This window comes from Pseudomonas fluorescens (assembly GCF_001708445.1).
Taxonomy (GTDB): Bacteria; Pseudomonadota; Gammaproteobacteria; order Pseudomonadales; family Pseudomonadaceae; genus Aquipseudomonas; species Aquipseudomonas gorinensis.
In genome coordinates, this window is the sequence record NZ_CP015637.1 from 1,017,414 (window position 1) to 1,032,470 (window position 15,057).

Below are 15,057 nucleotides of genomic sequence, written 5' to 3' on the forward strand. Positions count from 1 at the left end.
AGCCCCTTTTCACAGTGGATCGCTTAAATCCAGCCGCTGCTCTGCATGGCCTTGTACACCGCCACAATCGCCAGGACAAAGAACGCCGTAGCCGCCAGTCGACGAATCAACGTCAGCGGCAGTTTCTCCGCTGCGAAATTCCCCGCCAGAACCACCGGGACGTTGGCAATCAACATGCCCAGGGTGGTGCCGATGATCACCAGCCACAACTCCGGATACTGGGCCGCCAGCATCACTGTGGCGATCTGTGTCTTGTCGCCGATTTCTGCAAGGAAAAACGCAATCAGCGTGGTCAGGAATGGCCCGAATTTGCGCGTGGTACTGGCTTCGTCATCATCGAGTTTGTCCGGCACCAGGGTCCACAGCGCCGTGGCACAGAAGCTTGCCGCCAGGATCCAGTGCAACACCGCATCCGAGAAGAAACTGCCAAACCAGGCACCCACGGCACCCGCAGCCGCATGGTTGGCCAGGGTCGCGGCGACGATGCCGGCGATGATCGGCCAGGGTTTGCGAAAGCGCGCGGCAAGGATGAGTGCGAGCAGTTGCGTCTTGTCGCCGATTTCGGCCAAGGCAACGATTGCGGTAGGAACGAGTAGTGAATCCAGCATCAGGTAGTTTCCAGGGGGCGGGTCGACACGGCTATGACACGTACAGCCTTCCCGCCCCGGGTAAGGTGTGCGTGTCATAGGTCTTGTCAAACCCCGGTCCGTCTGTGCGGACTCCTGGGTCGCATACGCCATGGCCTGTTGACCAAGTATGTTGACGTATGCCGGACGAGCGTGGCGCTCGTGGGAGACTACTCCCCTAGGACGGAGCGGATTCTGCCTAGGCAAAATCCATTCGGCAAGCCTTCTTTTTCAAATGCCCATCAGGGGCGCTTGGCGCGGTAGATGCGAAAACCATTGCCCTCGGCCTTGACCGCACACACGCCCAGGTGCTCTTCGATCAACGGTTGGTACTTCAGGAAGCTATTCGCAACCAGGCGAAGTTCGCCACCTTTTGCCAGGTGTTTTGCCGCTTTTCGCAGCAGGTTTTCAGTGGCGAAATAATCGGTGTGCACCCCGACATGGAACGGCGGGTTGCTCAAGATGGCGTTCAACCCCATCGGTGCGGCGTCGATGCCATCACCGGTCAACACCTCGGCCTCCAACCCATTGGCGGCCAGGGTGAGGCGACTGCTGGCGGCGGCGAAGGCGTCCACATCCAGCATCGTTACGGTGTTGTGTGGGTAGCGACGCTTTACCGCCGCCCCTAACACACCGGCGCCGCAACCGAAGTCCAGCAAATGGCCGCTGGGCAGCTTGTCCAGATGCTCCAGCAACAGCTCGGTGCCACGATCCAGACGGCCGTGGCTGAACACACCCGGCAGGCTCACCACCTTGAGCGGCCCTTCGGCCAGCGGTACTTCGAACACCTGTGCCAGGCTCTCCAGCTCGAGCGCCTGGGGCGCATTGGCCACGGTGACTTGCCACAGCTGGCAATGCCGTGCGTTGTCGAGCTTGCGCGGTTTGCCAAAGGGCGCCATCTGCTTGGCGGCGCTTTCGATACCGGCTTTTTTCTCGCCCACCAGAAACAGCTCGGCGCCGGGCAGGCGTGCGGCCACGGCATTGAGCAGGTAGTCGGTGAGGTCCTTGGACTTGGGCAGGAAGATCACCGCGGCATCGAACCCGCGCTCGGGCGCATTCACGCCAAACTGGCTGCGCTCCGGGAAGCGTGCGTCGAGCGCCGCCTGGTCGCCGGCATGCCAGCACCAGCCGTGGGCGTTGGGCAGGCGACCGAGCAGGTCATCGGCGGGCAAGCCCACCAGCAACAGGTTGCCTTGAAAAAGTTCGGCCTGACGAAGCAGTACTTCACTGCGCGGATCCATGGTCTGCTCCTTGAAAAGGGGCGCAGTTTATCAACTGACGACGCGCAGCGGGGCGCCGCTGAAAAAGCCCCTGGCGTTTTCCGCCAATTGGCCAACGATGCGCTGCCGCGCCTCGCGACTGCCCCAGGCGTTATGCGGCGTGACGATCAAGCGTGGGATATCACTGGCCAGCAGCGGGTTGCCGGCGACCGGTGGCTCGACACTCAGCACGTCGGTCGCCGCGCCACCCAGGTGGCCGCTGCGCAAGGCATCGGCCAGGGCCTGTTCGTTGATCAAGCCACCGCGTGCGGTATTGACCACAAACGCTCCGGGCTTGAGCAGCGCCAGTTCGCGGGTGCCGATAAAGTCGCGGGTATGTTCATTGAGCGGGCAGTGCAAGGTCAGCGCATCGACCTGCGCCAGCAATTCATCCAACGGCACGCGATCAGCACGGGCAGGGCGCCCGGGAATCGCGCCGAGTAGCACGCGCATGCCAAAGGCTTCGGCCAGGCGCGCCACGGCACTGCCCAGTTCGCCATGGCCCAGCAGGCCAAGGGTTTTGCCTTCCAGTTCGACGATAGGGTGGTCCAGCAGGCAGAACTGCTTGGCGTGCTGCCATTTGCCCGCGCTCACATCCTGCTGATAGTCCTTCAAGCGCGTCGCCAGGTTGAGCAGCAGCATGATCGTGTGCTGCGCCACCGACGGAGTGCCGTAGCCCTGGCAGTTGCTCACGGTGACGCCATGGGCGCGGGCGGCCTCCAGGTCAACGTTGTTGGTGCCGGTGGCCGACACCAGGATCAACTTGAGCTCCGGGCAGGCCGCGAGGGTTTCGCTGTTGAGCGGGATTTTGTTGCTGATGGCGACTTGAGCGCCTTGCAGGCGTTCGATCACATTTTGCGGCGTAGTGCCCGTCAACAGCTGCAAGTCGCTGAAACGACTGCGCAGCTCACTGAGGTCAAGATCTCCCAGGTCCAGGGAGGGGTGATCAAGGAAGACGGCGCGGCGATTGTTCGTCATCAACTGTACCTTTTGCGACAGGGTTCGAAGGCGTAATCTGCCGAGCCTATCAGATGAAATAATCCGTTACTTAATGGAGTGAGTATGTACGCCGCCGAGTTCTTGACCGTAGCCCTGATTCACTTGCTGGCGGTGGCCAGCCCCGGCCCGGATTTTGCGGTGGTGGTACGTGAGAGCGTGACCCACGGCCGTCGCGCCGGGACTTGGACCGCGCTGGGCGTGGGCTCGGCGATTTTCCTGCATGTGGGTTACTCGTTGCTCGGCATCGGCCTGATCGTGTCCCAGTCCATCGTGTTGTTCAACGCACTGAAATGGGCCGCGGCCGCGTACCTGCTGTACATCGGCTTCAAGGCCCTGCGCGCGCAGCCGGCCAAGCCTGCCGCCGAGGGCGAGTTGCACCGCGAAGCGGGCGAGCGCACGCCGCGTGGCGCATTTACCGCAGGCTTCGTCACCAACGGCTTGAACCCCAAGGCCACGCTGTTCTTCCTGTCGCTGTTCACCGTAGTGATCAACCCGCACACGCCGCTGGCGATCCAGGCCGGTTACGGCGTGTACCTGGCGGTGGCGACGGCGTTGTGGTTCTGCCTGGTGGCGATGTTGTTCAGCCAGCAGCGTGTGCGCGCCGGGTTTGCGCGGATGGGGCATTGGTTTGATCGGACGATGGGGGCGGTGTTGATTGCGATTGGGGTAAAACTGGCGTTCACCAGCGCGAAATAAACGCTGTACTCGAGTAAACACCATCCAGTGTGGGAGCAATCCCCCTCCCACATTGGACCTCCATCGCTCCTGAATAATGGCTCAAAGCTAGCATTCCCCTGCCTCTACAAATCATTCCTTTGGCTGATTTGGCTGAAACATAACCTCTCTACAGTGCAGGTCTTCAAGCCAAGACCGTGCAGTCATAAAAAGGGATTCGTATGTTGCAGACCCGTGTTATCCCGCCCGCCGAAGGCGCCTACCAATACCCGCTGTTGATCAAGCGCCTGTTGATGTCCGGTACCCGCTACGAGAAGACCCGGGAAATCATCTACCGCGACAAACTGCGCTACACCTACCCCACGCTGATCGAACGCGTCGCGCGCTTGGCCAATGTGCTCACGGAAGCCGGGGTCAAGGCCGGTGACACCGTGGCGGTGATGGATTGGGACAGTCACCGTTACCTGGAGTGCATGTTCGCCATCCCGATGATCGGCGCGGTGATCCACACCATCAACGTGCGCCTGTCGCCGGAGCAGATTCTCTACACCATGAACCACGCCGAGGACCGCTTCGTGCTGGTCAACAGCGAGTTCGTGGGGCTCTACCAGGCCATTGCCGGGCAGCTCACCACGGTCGACAAGACGTTGCTGCTGACTGACGCGGCCGAAAAAACCGCCGAGCTGCCCAACCTGGTGGGCGAGTACGAAACCCTGTTGGCCGCTGCCAGCCCGAAGTACGACTTCCAGGATTTCGACGAACATTCCGTCGCCACCACCTTCTACACCACCGGTACCACCGGCAATCCCAAGGGTGTGTACTTCACCCATCGCCAACTGGTGCTGCACACCATCGGCGTGGCGACCATCATGGGCTGTGTCGACAGCGTGCGTCTGCTGGGCACCAACGATGTGTATATGCCGATCACGCCGATGTTCCATGTGCATGCCTGGGGCCTGCCGTATGTGGCGACCATGCTCGGCCTGAAGCAGGTCTACCCCGGCCGCTATGACCCGGAATACCTGGTGGAGCTGTGGCGCAAGGAGAAGGTCACCTTTTCCCACTGTGTGCCGACCATCCTGCAAATGGTGCTCAACGCCAAGGCGGCCCAGGGCGTTGATTTTGGCGGCTGGAAAATCGTCATCGGCGGCAGTGCCCTCAACCGCACGCTGTATGAAGCGGCCAAGGCCCGTGGGATTCAACTGACCGCTGCGTACGGCATGTCCGAGACCGGGCCGTTGGTGTCCTGTGCCCACCTCAATGACGAGCTGATGGCCGGCACCGAGGACGAGCGCACTACCTACCGCATCAAGGCCGGCGTGCCCGGGCCATTGGTGGAAGCGGCGATCATGGACGCTGAGGGTCATTTCCTGCCCGCCGACGGCGAGTCCCAGGGCGAACTGGTGCTGCGCGCGCCGTGGCTGACCGAGGGTTATTACAACGAACCGCAAAAGGGCGCCGAGCTGTGGGGCGGTGGCTGGATGCACACCGGCGACGTAGCCACCCTCGACGCGTTTGGCGTGATCGACATCCGCGACCGCATCAAGGATGTGATCAAGACGGGCGGCGAGTGGATCTCCTCCCTGGCGCTCGAAGACCTGGTCAGCCGCCACCCGGCGGTACGCGAAGTAGCGGTGGTGGGCATCGCCGACCCGCAGTGGGGCGAGCGCCCGTTTGCCCTGTTGGTGGTGCGTGATGGCCATGTGATAGGGGCCCGCGAGCTCAAGGAACACCTCAAGCCTTTTGTCGAATTGGGCCATTTGAGCAAGTGGGCGATTCCGAGCCAGATCGCCGTTGTTACGGAAATTCCCAAGACCAGTGTCGGCAAGCTCGACAAAAAACGTATCCGCATTGACATCATCGAATGGCAAGCCAACAACAGTACGTTCCTATCCACCCTCTGAGGTGATTTGCCGTGCCCTCGGGGCACGGCAGCGCTCTATCTCAACGCTTCACTTGTGATTTGCCCATTTTCAGCCATCCTTTCCGCGCCGGCCTTCGTCGGCGTGGCGAAAGGGCTGTGGTAGACGGGTTGGTGGTGCAAATCACACTTTAGAGGGATCAAGCGGTACCCCCTGCTGGCTATAGTCCCCTTCAGAGTTTTTCAAGGATGTTGCGCTTCGGGCCATGGGGGCCCGGTTGCCGGGCGGCATTGGAATCGTTGTATTCCGGCCGTTACATGCATCACAGAAAGAACTCACTGCCATAACAATAATGCACATGGAGTAGCGTCGATGACCTCAGTAAACCAGTTCTGGCGCCGGGCGCGACTGCCCCTGGCCGTCAGTCTCGCCTCTACGCTCGCCGGGCCCGCATTCGGCGTCAGTTTCAATATCGGTGAAATCGAAGGGAGCTTTGACTCGTCGCTGTCGGTGGGGGCGAGTTGGTCGACAGCCAAGCCCAACCGCGATCTGATCGGCGTCAACAACGGCGGCAAGGGCTTGTCCCAGACCTCCGATGACGGCCACTTGAACTTCAAGCGCGGCGAGACGTTCTCGAAAATCTTCAAGGGCATTCATGACCTGGAACTGAAGTACGGCGATACCGGTGTGTTTGTGCGTGGCAAGTACTGGTATGACTTTGAACTCAAGGATGAAAGCCGGGAGTTCAAGGACATCAGCGACAACAACCGCAAAGAGGGGGCCAAGTCTTCTGGCGGCCAGATTCTCGATGCGTTCGTTTATCACAACTATTCGATTGCAGATCAGCCAGGGGCGGTGCGCTTCGGTAAGCAGGTGGTGAGCTGGGGGGAAAGCACCTTCATCGGCGGTGGCATCAACTCCATCAACCCGATCGATGTGTCTGCATTCCGTCGTCCGGGCGCCGAAATCAAGGAAGGCTTGATTCCGGTCAACATGTTCTATGTGTCGCAAACCTTGACCGATAACCTGTCGGCGGAAGCGTTCTATCAGTTGGAGTGGGACCAGACTGTCACGGACAACTGCGGTACGTTCTTTTCGCAGCCGGACGTCGTTTCCGATGGCTGCAGTGACAACCTGCGGGTACTCAACAGTCGACGCTTCTTGCCGGGGGCTGTCCTTCCAGGTCTTGCCGCCAATGGTGTGGATGTCAATAACGAGGGCGTCCTCGTTCGTCGTGGTGCCGATCGTGACGCGCGCGATAGCGGCCAATTCGGTGTTGCCTTCCATTACAACTTCGAGCCGCTGGACACGGAGTTCGGTGCGTACTTCATGAACTACCACAGCCGTGCGCCGATTTTCAGTGCGCAGGGCGCGCCACAGTCTGCTTACACGGGGCCTATCGGGCTTCCAGGCACGTTGCGTCCGCTGGTTGTCGCGGGTAATTCCAACTATTTCATCGAGTACCCTGAAGACATTCGCCTTTATGGTTTGAGCTTCTCCACCACCTTGCCGACAGGCACAGCATGGAGCGGTGAGTTGAGCTATCGCCCTAATGCCCCTGTGCAATTGAGCACCACCGACATTCTCTACGCCGGTGTCACGCCGCTGCCAGGCTACGGGAATGCTTCTGTGTTGAAAGGCAGTCCAGGCCAGGATCTGCATGGCTACAACCGTAAGGAGGTCACCCAGTTCCAGACCACGTTCACGCACTTCTTCGACCAAGTGATGGGCGCCAGCCGCTTGACCACCGTCGCTGAAATCGGTGTGACACACGTGGGGGGATTGGAAAGCAAATCCGAGGCTCGTTACGGGCGTGATCCGGTCTTCGGCCCTGGTACGTTGCCTGGCGGTTTCTGTACTACGCTGAACAACTCGACTGCTCAGGGTGGGGGGCTGGCTAACGCCTCCAGCCTCAATACCAACTGCAATAACGATGGCTTCACCACTGCCACGTCCTGGGGCTACCGCGCACGTGCCATCTGGGAATACCCGGACGTCTTCGCAGGCGTGAACCTCAAGCCAAACGTGGCGTGGTCCCATGACGTCAAGGGTTACTCCCCTGGTCCGGGCGCCAACTTCGAAGAGGGCCGCAAAGCCGTCAGCTTGGGCCTGGATGCCGAATACCAGAACACCTACACCGCCAGCCTGAACTACACCAACTTCTTCGGCGGTGATTTCTCAACGGTGAATGATCGCGACTTCGTTGCTCTGAGCCTCGGCGTGAACTTCTAAGCACACTGCATTTCAGGAAGACCAGAACATGAAAATAACTAAAAGTCTGTTGCACGTCGGTGTGCTCGGGCTGTCGATCCTGGCGAGCAACGTCATGGCGGCAGTCTCGGCGGATGAAGCTGCCAAGCTGGGCACGACCCTGACCCCGATGGGCGCCGAAATGGCCGGTAACGCGGCAGGCACCATTCCTAAGTGGTCGCCGCTGCCGACCAATGCCGGCGCGGTCGATGCCCGTGGTTTCCTGGCCAACCCGTACGCCAGTGAACAACCGCAATTCACCATCACCGCGCAGAACGTCGAGCAGTACAAAGACAAGCTGGCCCCTGGGCAGTACGCGATGTTCAAGCGCTACCCGGACACCTTCAAGATGCCGGTCTACCCGACCCATCGCGGCGCCACCGTGCCGGCCGATGTGTTTGCCGCCATCAAGAGGAACGCCACCAACACCAACCTGGTGTCTGGCGGCAATGGCCTGGAAAACTTTGAAACCGCCGTGCCGTTCCCGATCCCGAAAAGCGGCGTCGAGGTGATCTGGAACCACATCACCCGTTATCGCGGCGGCAGCGTGACCCGCCTGGTGACCCAGGCCACGCCGCAAACCAACGGTTCGTACAGCCTGGTGTATTTCAGAGACCAGTTCGTGTTCCGCGACAAGATGAAGGACTTCGACCCGAAAAACCCAGGCAACGTGCTGTTCTACTTCAAGCAGCAAGTGACCGCGCCGGCCCGACTGGCCGGGGGTGTGCTGTTGGTGCACGAAACCCTGGACCAGGTGAAGGAGCCGCGCTCGGCGTGGGTCTACAACGCCGGCCAGCGTCGTGTGCGCCGCGCACCGCAGGTGTCGTATGACGGGCCGGGTACCGCTGCCGATGGCCTGCGTACCTCCGACAACCTCGATATGTACAACGGTGCACCGGACCGCTACGACTGGAAGCTGGAAGGCAAGAAAGAAATCTACATCGCCTCCAACAGCTACAAGATCGACGATCCTAAGCTCAAGTACGCCGACATCATCAAGGCCGGCCACATCAACCAGGACCTCGCACGTTATGAGCTGCGCCGCGTCTGGCACGTGGTCGCGACCCTGAAGGAAGGCCAACGCCACATCTATGCCAAGCGTGACTTCTTCATCGACGAAGACACCTGGCAAGCGGCCGTGATCGATCACTATGACGGTCGTGGCCAACTGTGGCGTGTCGCCGAAGCCCATGCCGAGAACTACTACGACAAGCAAGTGCCGTGGTACGCCCTGGAAACGCTCTACGACCTGCAGTCCGGCCGCTACCTGGCCCTGGGCATGAAGAACGAAGAGAAGCAGGCCTATGATTTCGGCTTCACCGCCACCACCAGCGACTTCACCCCCGCGGCCCTGCGCCAGGACGGTGTTCGCTAAATTGCACTAGTGCCTCAATGTGGGAGGGGGCTTGCTCCCGATAGCGGTGTGACAGTCAGCGCATGCATTGACTGGTCCGCCGCTATCGGGAGCAAGCCCCCTCTCACTTTTGGGTTGTGCCGATATTTCTTGTCGCAGTTATTTTCAGTCAATTGTTGCAAAGATCTACAAACCCTCCGCTTTTACCGCTAGTCTGCGGACATCTGCAATGCCGATAACAGCCTTCTACAAGAGCCCGGCGATGACTGATCTGTCTCGAATCCAGGGGCCTTCCAGCGCGGTCGTCCCGTCCCTGGAAGGTCGCTTCTACAGACCGCCGCTGCCTGACGGCTACGTGCTGCGCCCCCGTCTGTGCGAACGGCTGAGTGCAGGGCTGGACGGGCGACTGTTGCTGGTCAGTGCACCCGCGGGGTTCGGCAAGAGCTCATTGGCGGTGGAGTTCTGCCAGGGCTTGCCGGCCCATTGGCAAAGCCTGTGGCTGGGCCTGAGCCCCCGGGACAACGACCCTGGCCGTTTCCTCGAGCGCCTGCTCGACGGGCTGCAACAATACTTCCCGCAAATCGGCGCCCAGTCCCTGGGGCTGCTGAAAATGCGCCAGCGTCATCAACCCTTTGCCTTTGAAGAATGGCTCGATGGCCTGCTCGATGAGCTGACCGTGCATTTGTCCACGCGCACGCCGCTGTTACTGGTACTGGATGACTACCATCTGGCCCAGGGCCCGGTACTGGATCGCTGCCTGCAATTTTTCCTCAATCATTTGCCCGATGGCCTGGTGGTGCTGGTCACCAGCCGCCAGCGCCCGGACTGGCACCTGGCGCGCCTGCGCTTGTCACGCCATCTACTGGAGCTACATGAGCAGGATCTGCGCCTGACTCACGACGAATCCCTGGCCGTGCTGGATCGCCACAGCAGTTCATTGCGTGGCGAGGCGCTGGATAACCTGATCCGCCGCAGCGAGGGTTGGGTCGCCGGGCTGCGTTTCTGGCTGCTCGCCGCCTCCGAGGCCGGTAACGAAGGCTCTTTGCCGCAAAGCCTGCACGGCGGCGAAGGGCTGATCCGTGATTACCTGCTCGAAGAGGTGATCGATTGCCTGCCGCCCGACGTGCAGGCCTTTCTGTTCGATACTGCCCCTCAGGAACGCTTTTGCAGCGAACTGTGCGACGCCGTGCGCGAAGCCCATGACAGCGCGGAAATCCTGCGCTACCTGCAAGCCCACCAGGTTTTTCTGGTACCTCTGGACGAGCAGGGTCACTGGTACCGTTACCACCATCTGTTTTCGGACCTGCTGCGCACGCGCCGCGCCACCAGCACCGCGCTGTTACCGGCGGCCAGCCTGCACCTGCGGGCCTGCCGCTGGTTCAATGCGCAAGGCTTGATCGATGAGGCGGTGGAACAGGCATTGCGTGCCGGCCATCTGGATGTGGCCGCCAACCTGGTACAGAACCTGTCCGAAGAGCAACTGCTGGCCGAACAGAACGTCGGCATGCTGTTGCGCTGGAAAATGGACTTGCCCGATAGCCTGCTGATCAGTACACCCCGGTTGATCGTGCTCTATAGCTGGGCCCTGGGGCTGGCGTGCCAGTTGGATGCGGCGGAAGAGTTGTCCAGTTACCTCAGTCGCTTCCTGCCGGCACCGTCGGCCACGGCGCAGAAGTCGATGCTGGCCCAGTGGCTGGCGCTCAGCGGGATTATCGCCCGTGGCCGCGGTGACCGCGAATTGACCCAGCGTTATTGCAGCGAAGCCTTGGAAAGTTTGCCGCAGCGTCGCTATGGCCAGCGTCTGATGTGCCTGTCGACCTTGTCCAACCTGGCCATTGTCGACGCCGACCTGTGGCGCGCCCGCGGCCTGAACCGCGAGTCCCTGGAATTGGCGCAGCGGGTCGGAAACCCGCTGTTCGAAGCGCTGGCCCATTACGACCGTGCGCGAGTGTTGCAGGCGCGCGGCGAAATCCTGCGTTCCCTCGATGAGGTTCGCCAGGGCCTGCAACGCCTGCAGGGCCTGGCGCCGCAGCGGTTGTACGCCGTGCGTGCGCGATTGTCGCTCTATGAAGGTTATTTGCTGCTGGCGCGCTATCAGCCTGAGGCCGGCCTTGCTCGTCTGCGGGCCGGGCTGGTTGAAGCGCGCGCCTGTCGCGACATCAGCGTACTAATCGGCCATTGTGTGATCGCCAACTTCGAAGGGCGCCGCAACGACTTCCCCAAAGCCTTCGCCGAACTGGCCGAGGCCGAGCGCTTGATGCACATCTGGGACGTGCCGCCGATCTACTACCTGGCGATGATCACCCTGATCAAATGCGAATTGTGGCTGGCCCAGGGCCGCACCGACCTGGCTGATGCCTGGCTGACGCGGCTGGGGCAAACCTACAATGGTCAACACGCGGCTGCCGCGCCGGAGTTTCATCCGCACCTGCCGCAACATATCGGGCTGCAACAGGCCGCCCTCGATGCGATTCGCCATCAAGCGGATGCGGCGTTGGAGCGTCTCGAAGACCTGGCGCAACAGGCGCACAACAGTGGGCGACAAATGATTGCGCTGATGGCGCTGACCCAGCAGGCGCAACTGCTGCTGGAAAACGGCCAGGAAGCCAAGGCGCGGCCGGTGTTGGCGCGGGCGCTGGAGGCCGGCTCGGGAGGGGCATTGCAGCCGTTCCAGCGTTTGCTCGAAGGTTACCCGCAGTGGATGCGCGAACAGCTTGGCAAGGACCCTCACGGCTTGCTGAACCAGAGCCTCTTGGCGCTGCTGCCGGCCGTTGCGGTCGCGGAGCCGTCGCCTGGTCATGAAGTCCTGAGCGCCCGTGAATTGGCGGTGCTGCAATTGATCGCCCAGGGGTGCTCGAACCAGGAAATCAGCAACCGCCTGTTCATCTCCCTGCATACGGTCAAGACCCACGCCAGCCATATCAACAGCAAGTTGGGGGTGGAGCGACGAACCCAGGCGGTGGCGCGGGCGCAAGAGTTGAGGTTGATTGGCTGAAACGTAAACCTTACGGCGGGCGAGCTTGCCCGCGTTGGGCTGCGAAGCGCACCCAGTCTGGTTTAATAGTGCAATTATTTTGGCGATGCTCGCCGGAAAACGATAATTCATTTGCACTGGAGGACCGCCCATGACCACCGCCAAGCCGACTCTCATCCGTGAAACCTTCCCCGTCGGCCCGTTGCAGTGCAACTGCACCATCATCGGTGACCCCATCACTAAAAAAGCCATCGTGGTCGACCCCGGTGGCAACCACGAATTGATCCTGGCGCGCCTCGATGCACTGGGCTTGAAGGTGGTGAGCATCATCCACACCCATGCCCATCTCGATCACTTCCTCGCCTCCGGCCAGTTGAAGGAGAAAACCGGTGCCACCCTGCACCTGCACAAGGATGATCAGTTTCTCTGGGACAACCTGGAAATGCAGTGCCAGATGTTCGGTGTGCCCTACACTCCGGTGCCTTCGCCAGACCAATGGCTGGTCGATGATGAAGCGTTGGCCTGCGGCTGTGGCGTGGCGCTGCATACGCCGGGGCACACACCCGGTTCGATGAGTTTCTGGTTTGCCGATGCCAAGCTCCTGATTGCTGGCGACACCTTGTTTCGACGTGGCGTAGGGCGAACGGATTTGTGGGGCGGTGACCAGGCGGCGATCGTGCGTTCGATCAAGCAGCGGCTCTATACGTTGGATGAGGGCGCGACGGTGGTAACCGGTCACGGCCCGGATACGCGGTTGGGGGATGAGATGCGTGAGAATCCCTTTGTGCGCGCGTAATGGGGCAGGGGACGTCGGTAGTCCAGCTTTCGGCGCTGTGGTGTCTGGAGAATTGCTGTAGCAAAAACACAGGTCGCGTTCAGCCTGCTTCTGCTACGGTTTCTGTAGCGGTAATCCTGGCCAGTTTTTTGTTACAGCTCTGGATGCGGTTGCGGAATTTTTACCGTTTGTCGCGTTCCAAACTCGGCACAGGTCCATTGCCTATGTCCTCTGCACCACAGAATGCAAAAGTAGGAGCTTCCTTCATGTTCACTCCGCGTCGTCTGCTTGTTGTCGCTACCGCCGTAGCCCTGTTGTCTGGCTGCGCTTCACCTAATCCATATGACGGCAGCCAGGGACAGGCAAATAATGGATCGCAAGGCGGCATGAGTAAAACCGCCAAGTACGGCGGCCTTGGTGCCCTGGCCGGCGCACTGGCCGGTGCGGCCATCGACCATAACAACCGTGGCAAGGGCGCGCTGATCGGCGCGGTGGTTGCCGGTGCAGGTGCGGCTGGCTATGGCTACTATGCCGACCAGCAGGAAAAGAAACTGCGCGAAAGCATGGCCAATACCGGGGTTGAAGTTCAGCGCCAGGGCGACCAGATCAAGCTGATCATGCCGGGCAATATCACATTTGCCACCAACTCGGACGCGATCTCCAGCAGCTTCTACCAGCCGCTGAACAACCTGGCCAACTCCCTCAAGCAATTCAATCAGAACACCATCCAGATTGTCGGTTACACCGACAGTACCGGCAGCCGTCAGCTGAATATGGACCTGTCCCAGCGTCGCGCGCAGAGCGTGGCCAACTACCTGACCTCGCAAGGCGTCAACGGTGCCAACCTGAGCGCGCGCGGTGCCGGTCCGGATAATCCGATTGCCAGCAACGCCGACGTTAACGGCCGTGCGCAGAACCGTCGTGTCGAAGTGAACCTCGGTCCGATCCCTGGCCAGCAGTACGGCCAGCCTGCAGGCCAGCAACAAGCGCCCCAGCAGAACAATCAATTCCAGGGCAATCCGTACCAGCAGTACCAATAAACGCCGGCCACTAAAAAGGGCGCTGTGCAGTCAATGCACAGCGCCCTTTCTATTGCGTTCAGATCAGTCGATGTATTCAAACACCTTCACAATTTTCTGCACGCCGGACACACCCTGTACCAGGTTGGCCGCACGGGTCGCTTCCGCCTGGGTCAGCAAGCCCATCAGGTAAACGATACCGTTGTCGGTCACGACTTTGATGCGCGAGCCAGGAATCGCGTTATCGGTCAGCATCTGCGCCTTGATCTTGGTGGTCAGCAAGGCATCGTTGCTGATAGCCAGCAGGGTGATCGGGTCCATCACCTGCAATTCGTTGTGGACCTTCTTGACCCGTTGAACAGTCGAGGCCGCTTGTTCGGCCTGGGCTTTCAGGTCGGCGCGCGGTGTTTGCCCGGCAAGCAGTACCACGCCGTTGAAGCTGGTCACGACGATACGCGACGCGCCGTTGCCCAGGTCTGGCGCGGCCTTGGCGATGTTGACTTCGACCTTTGTTTCGATCAACGAGTCGTCGATCTTGCTGCCAAAGGTACGGGTGCCCTTGTCGTCCTGGATGGGGGTGTCACGTGTCGCAGTGATTGCCGTGCTGCACCCGCTGATGCTGAGGCATAGCGTGATGGCCAATAGGCTGAGGCGTTTAACGGTCATTCTTCACTCCCGAACAGTTGGCTGTCGATCAGATCGCACAGGCAGTGGATCGCCAGCAGATGGACTTCCTGAATACGTGCGGTGACAGTGGCCGGGACGCGAATCTCCACATCCTCGGGCAACAGCAGCGACGCCATGCCGCCGCCATCGCGTCCGGTCAATGCTACGACAATCATTTCACGATCATGTGCGGCCTGGATCGCCTGAATAATATTCGCCGAGTTGCCGCTGGTGGAAATCGCCAGCAACACATCACCCGGTTGGCCCAGGGCACGGATTTGCTTGGAGAAGATTTCGTTGTAGCTGTAGTCGTTGGCGATCGAGGTGATCGTCGACGAATCTGTGGTCAAGGCAATGGCCGGCAGGCTCGGCCGCTCGCGCTCGAAGCGGTTGAGCAGTTCGGACGAGAAGTGCTGGGCATCGCCGGCCGAACCGCCGTTGCCGCACGAAAGCATTTTGCCCTCGTTGAGCAAGGCATTGACCATGACCTGACTGGCTTGCTCGATGTGCGGTGCAAGTACGTCCATCGCCTGTTGCTTGGTGTCGATGCTGGCCTGGAAAAGCTGGCGAATTCGGGATTGCATGTCCATCTGTGTGA

General features: G+C 60.7%; 12 protein-coding genes and 1 riboswitch. Of the genes, 7 read left to right on the plus strand and 5 right to left on the minus strand.

Going from position 1 to position 15,057, the window contains the following annotated elements; translation table 11 throughout:
• Window positions 1-23 precede the first annotated feature (23 nt).
• The 3 genes from A7317_RS04515 to A7317_RS04525 all read right to left on the minus strand — a co-directional run bounded on the left by A7317_RS04515 (window position 24) and on the right by A7317_RS04525 (window position 2,863).
• Window positions 24-608, minus strand: coding sequence for a TMEM165/GDT1 family protein (locus tag A7317_RS04515; RefSeq protein WP_005784895.1), 585 nt, complete (start codon window positions 606-608; stop codon window positions 24-26).
• Window positions 609-697: 89 nt separating this feature from the next.
• A riboswitch (yybP-ykoY riboswitch) is annotated at window positions 698-817 on the minus strand.
• 51 nt (window positions 818-868) lie between these two features.
• Complete coding sequence (locus A7317_RS04520; RefSeq protein ID WP_024073499.1) at window positions 869-1,867, minus strand: class I SAM-dependent methyltransferase; 999 nt, start codon at window positions 1,865-1,867, stop codon at window positions 869-871.
• 30 nt (window positions 1,868-1,897) lie between these two features.
• On the minus strand, window positions 1,898-2,863 hold the full coding sequence (locus A7317_RS04525; RefSeq protein ID WP_024073500.1) for a 2-hydroxyacid dehydrogenase: 966 nt from the start codon (window positions 2,861-2,863) through the stop codon (window positions 1,898-1,900).
• An 84-nt stretch (window positions 2,864-2,947) separates the two neighbouring features.
• Here A7317_RS04525 and A7317_RS04530 point away from each other — a divergent pair, with 84 nt between their 5' ends.
• The 7 genes from A7317_RS04530 (at window position 2,948) to A7317_RS04560 (ending at window position 13,814) form a co-directional block, all read left to right on the plus strand.
• On the plus strand, window positions 2,948-3,580 hold the full coding sequence (locus A7317_RS04530) for a LysE family translocator (protein ID WP_069075274.1): 633 nt from the start codon (window positions 2,948-2,950) through the stop codon (window positions 3,578-3,580).
• Between the two features lie 200 nt (window positions 3,581-3,780).
• Window positions 3,781-5,463, plus strand: a complete 1,683-nt coding sequence (locus tag A7317_RS04535) for a fatty acid--CoA ligase (RefSeq protein WP_069075275.1) — start codon at window positions 3,781-3,783, stop codon at window positions 5,461-5,463.
• 330 nt (window positions 5,464-5,793) lie between these two features.
• Window positions 5,794-7,653 carry a DUF1302 domain-containing protein gene (locus tag A7317_RS04540; protein WP_024073503.1) on the plus strand — a complete coding sequence of 620 codons (1,860 nt, stop codon included), beginning with the start codon at window positions 5,794-5,796 and terminating at the stop codon, window positions 7,651-7,653.
• Between the two features lie 28 nt (window positions 7,654-7,681).
• Window positions 7,682-9,046, plus strand: a complete 1,365-nt coding sequence (locus A7317_RS04545; protein ID WP_069075276.1) for a DUF1329 domain-containing protein — start codon at window positions 7,682-7,684, stop codon at window positions 9,044-9,046.
• 241 nt (window positions 9,047-9,287) lie between these two features.
• Window positions 9,288-12,020: a LuxR C-terminal-related transcriptional regulator gene (locus A7317_RS04550; protein WP_069075277.1), complete on the plus strand. Its 2,733-nt coding sequence runs from the start codon at window positions 9,288-9,290 to the stop codon at window positions 12,018-12,020.
• A gap of 130 nt (window positions 12,021-12,150) precedes the next feature.
• Window positions 12,151-12,795 carry an MBL fold metallo-hydrolase gene (locus A7317_RS04555; RefSeq protein WP_024073506.1) on the plus strand — a complete coding sequence of 215 codons (645 nt, stop codon included), beginning with the start codon at window positions 12,151-12,153 and terminating at the stop codon, window positions 12,793-12,795.
• Between the two features lie 245 nt (window positions 12,796-13,040).
• The gene (locus A7317_RS04560) at window positions 13,041-13,814 is read left to right on the plus strand and encodes an OmpA family lipoprotein (protein ID WP_024073507.1); all 774 of its coding nucleotides are present in this window, start codon (window positions 13,041-13,043) and stop codon (window positions 13,812-13,814) included.
• A 63-nt stretch (window positions 13,815-13,877) separates the two neighbouring features.
• Here the strand turns inward: A7317_RS04560 and A7317_RS04565 are convergent, their stop codons facing one another.
• Window positions 13,878-14,459 carry a BON domain-containing protein gene (locus A7317_RS04565; protein ID WP_069075278.1) on the minus strand — a complete coding sequence of 194 codons (582 nt, stop codon included), beginning with the start codon at window positions 14,457-14,459 and terminating at the stop codon, window positions 13,878-13,880.
• Window positions 14,456-15,049 carry a phosphoheptose isomerase gene (locus A7317_RS04570; RefSeq protein WP_024073509.1) on the minus strand — a complete coding sequence of 198 codons (594 nt, stop codon included), beginning with the start codon at window positions 15,047-15,049 and terminating at the stop codon, window positions 14,456-14,458. Before A7317_RS04570 ends, A7317_RS04565 begins: the two co-directional genes overlap by 4 nt.
• Between the last annotated feature and the right edge of the window lie 8 nt (window positions 15,050-15,057).

Coding starts and splice junctions, on each gene's coding strand:
- A7317_RS04555 (WP_024073506.1), top strand. CDS start 12,151: ATGACCACCGCCAAGCCGACTCTCATCCGTGAAACCTTCCCCGTCGGC.
- A7317_RS04540 (WP_024073503.1), top strand. CDS start 5,794: ATGACCTCAGTAAACCAGTTCTGGCGCCGGGCGCGACTGCCCCTGGCC.
- A7317_RS04550 (WP_069075277.1), top strand. CDS start 9,288: ATGACTGATCTGTCTCGAATCCAGGGGCCTTCCAGCGCGGTCGTCCCG.
- A7317_RS04545 (WP_069075276.1), top strand. CDS start 7,682: ATGAAAATAACTAAAAGTCTGTTGCACGTCGGTGTGCTCGGGCTGTCG.
- A7317_RS04560 (WP_024073507.1), top strand. CDS start 13,041: ATGTTCACTCCGCGTCGTCTGCTTGTTGTCGCTACCGCCGTAGCCCTG.
- A7317_RS04565 (WP_069075278.1), bottom strand. CDS start 14,459: ATGACCGTTAAACGCCTCAGCCTATTGGCCATCACGCTATGCCTCAGC.
- A7317_RS04515 (WP_005784895.1), bottom strand. CDS start 608: ATGCTGGATTCACTACTCGTTCCTACCGCAATCGTTGCCTTGGCCGAA.
- A7317_RS04520 (WP_024073499.1), bottom strand. CDS start 1,867: ATGGATCCGCGCAGTGAAGTACTGCTTCGTCAGGCCGAACTTTTTCAA.
- A7317_RS04570 (WP_024073509.1), bottom strand. CDS start 15,049: ATGGACATGCAATCCCGAATTCGCCAGCTTTTCCAGGCCAGCATCGAC.
- A7317_RS04535 (WP_069075275.1), top strand. CDS start 3,781: ATGTTGCAGACCCGTGTTATCCCGCCCGCCGAAGGCGCCTACCAATAC.
- A7317_RS04525 (WP_024073500.1), bottom strand. CDS start 2,863: ATGACGAACAATCGCCGCGCCGTCTTCCTTGATCACCCCTCCCTGGAC.
- A7317_RS04530 (WP_069075274.1), top strand. CDS start 2,948: ATGTACGCCGCCGAGTTCTTGACCGTAGCCCTGATTCACTTGCTGGCG.